The sequence below is a fragment of the Sphingobium sp. Ant17 genome, assembly GCF_000588875.1.
GTDB lineage: Bacteria > Pseudomonadota > Alphaproteobacteria > Sphingomonadales > Sphingomonadaceae > Sphingobium.
In genome coordinates this window covers 1-2,231 of sequence record NZ_JEMV01000156.1, presented here as the reverse complement: position 1 = coordinate 2,231, position 2,231 = coordinate 1, and the positions used below count along the sequence as shown (strand labels likewise).

Annotated in this window: 2 protein-coding genes and 1 pseudogene; 1 reads left to right on the top strand and 2 read right to left on the bottom strand. The window is 58.4% G+C overall.

What is annotated here, in order from left to right:
- The first annotated feature begins 383 nt into the window (after positions 1-383).
- Positions 384-1,414: pseudogene (locus tag BF95_RS24940) on the top strand (IS110 family transposase).
- A 465-nt stretch (positions 1,415-1,879) separates the two neighbouring features.
- Here the strand turns inward: BF95_RS24940 and BF95_RS28545 are convergent.
- Positions 1,880-2,071 (bottom strand): SRPBCC family protein, encoded by a 192-nt coding sequence (locus tag BF95_RS28545; protein ID WP_043155517.1) that lies wholly within the window; start codon positions 2,069-2,071, stop codon positions 1,880-1,882.
- The coding region (locus tag BF95_RS28540) for an SRPBCC family protein (protein WP_443018436.1) at positions 2,040-2,231 on the bottom strand (192 nt) is incomplete at its 5' end. The genes BF95_RS28540 and BF95_RS28545, both read right to left, overlap by 32 nt.

Here is a 2,231-nt window from a genome sequence, read left to right as displayed (position 1 = left end):
CACCGCGGCTCCCTCGCGAGTCTACCGCTGTTTTTTTTTTTAGAATGTGGCTCTCCATTGCGCACTCGCACCAGCTCGGCCTCCAGCCGTGCGATCTCCATCTGTTCAAGGCTCACGGCTTTAACGTGAACATCAAGAAGGCGACCGGTGCCTCCGCCTTTACTCCGTCCTTCGTCTGATACCCCTTCTCTGATCTGTTCATACCAGCCAGGGGAAACGTCAGGCAGCGACAAGCTCACGGMACAAAACATGGGATAATCGCGGCGCGATTCGTCCCGGGCATCAGCATTTTGATATAGCTGACAGGGGTGGTTGCCCCCCGATATGATGGAAAAACGGGCTCACGATTGGCACCGGGCCCAAGCATCGCACGGAGAGCAACCATGAAACAGTATATAGGCTTTGACGTTTCACTAAAAGATACCGCGATCTCCATTCGTCAGGATGGAAAACGGATCTGGCGCGGCAAGTGCGCATCGGATCCCCAGATCCTGGCGCAGATAGTCCGCAAACACGCCCCGCATGCGGAGCGGGTGGTATTCGAGACAGGTCCATTGTCGACMTGGTTCTATCATGCATTAACGGCGGCGGGAGTTCCCGCGRTCTGCATCGAAGCGCGYCATGCGCAGAAAATATTGAACGAGACGCTCAACAAGACTGATGCCAATGATGCTGACGGTCTGGCCCAACTGGCAGAAGCCGGCTTTTACAAGGCGGTCMGGGTGAAGTCGTTCGACGCCATGTTGACCCGCACACTGGTGGGCGCCCGCAACCTGTTGCTTACCATCTCAACGCAGCTGAGCAATCAGATCCGCGGGGTCATGAAGACGTTTGGCATCRTCGTTCCCAAGGGTACAGGCCGTGTATTCGACGGGAATGTCCGCGAGCTTCTGGACGGCAGGGATGGCCTGGCACAGATCATATTGCCTTTGCTRGAGGCTGGCGCGACATCCGCAAGCGCGCCGCWGAACTTGATCGTCAGTTGCTCGCCGCAGCCCGGCAAAGCCAGGCAATCAAGYTGCTGATGACGATCCCGGGAGTCGGGGCGGTCACGGCCGTCTCCTATGCTGCGGCGATCGAAGACCCAGCAAACTTCAAAACTTCACGCGCGGTCGGCGCCTGGCTCGGGCTTACCACGCGGCGTTACCAATCAGGCGAAGTGGATTATGACGGCCACATCTCGCGGCGAGGCGACAACTATCTGCGCGGCCTCTTATACGAGGCGGCAACGGTCATTCTCACGCGTACCCACGCTAGCAACCAGAGCGGCCTCAAAGACTGGGGCCTCAGGCTGCGCGAGCGGCTGGGTTTCAAGCGCGCCGCGGTCGCTGTGGCCCGCAAACTGGCAGTCATCATGCACACAATGCTCAAAACAGGAGAGGCATTCAACACATCGGCTGGCGTCACCGCATAACCAATTCACCWGCTTAACTTCTCAGCGCGTCAGCATCTGACGTATTGAGGCGTCCCTGCCGYGGACGTGGGTCAGGTCATTCCGCTTTAACGGCTGCAGCTTTTTAAAGACTGCGCACAAAACATAGGAAGACCTTGCCTGCGGAGACCCATCATGCGGCGGCTTTATGCCGACCGCGAAGACAACCCTGCTCCCGGCATACGAAMACCCTCGCGCGACACGCCGYATTGAGAAAAACAAGCACAAGGTTGATTAACGTGTCGACGCMATGCCCGACGCGATCAGCCTTCCCATGCCAACCACGCTTGACTGGAGGGACGCGATTATACAACCCGTTCGGGCTTACCTCAAGTCCGTTCGGGCTGAGCTTGTCGAAGCCCTCCACTTCTCTTCAAGAAGAAGGGCACTTCGACAGGCTCAGGGCGAACGGGGGAAGGGGGGGCGTCAGATACTTTCGCCTCCGACTCACAATTCCGGCGGGTTTTCGTCCGGGTCGGCGCGCTGGAGATAGTCGACATAGTTGTGGAAATATTGGTTGCCGCGCTCGTTGCGGCCGAAGATGACCGATTTGACCGCGCCGGATTCCAGACCCTTTTGCACTTGCAGGCCGACGCCATAATCCTCGTCATTCACGACATCGCGCAGCCAGTCCATCATGCCTTCGATCGCGGCAGCGTCCGCCTCGTCCGTTCATGGGCGGCTCACGCCGGATGAACATCAGGTTGGTGATGTTGTTGCCGGGCGTGTCGCCGGGGATGAGCTGGGCGACCTGGGTGATTTCGGGCGCGAAGAAGATGGAAATGTTGGGGAAGATGGT